The organism is Sporomusa sp. GT1 (assembly GCF_014634905.1).
GTDB classification, from domain to species: Bacteria; Bacillota; Negativicutes; order Sporomusales; family Sporomusaceae; genus Sporomusa; species Sporomusa sphaeroides.
Genome location: NZ_BMBX01000089.1, coordinates 1 through 308, shown reverse-complemented (window position 1 = coordinate 308; position 308 = coordinate 1). Strand labels below are relative to the sequence as shown.

1 tRNA gene is annotated in these 308 nt (G+C 48.4%); it reads right to left on the bottom strand.

Annotation, left to right across the window (positions count from 1 at the left end):
* Positions 1-77: transfer RNA gene (locus GT1_RS21965), tRNA-Ile, on the bottom strand.
* Positions 78-308 lie beyond the last annotated feature (231 nt).

Below are 308 nucleotides of genomic sequence, written 5' to 3'. Positions count from 1 at the left end.
TGGTGGGCCTAAGTGGACTTGAACCACTGACCTCACGCTTATCAGGCGTGCGCTCTAACCAGCTGAGCTATAGGCCCGGAAAATTCGGCTGTATCGAAACTCGTCCTCGCTGTGTTGCTTAGCGATACTCGCTTATGACAGCCTCAAGAGAATTTTTACGCCCTCTACCCCCGACCCCCATCACGAACGATGCAACCCGTTAACGTGATTTTGCCGAAGTATATTTTATGAGCATTCCCTCAAAACCAAACAATGTAAGATGTATCTTGCCAAATGTACCGACCTGGAATACCGGGTCTTGTTTCATA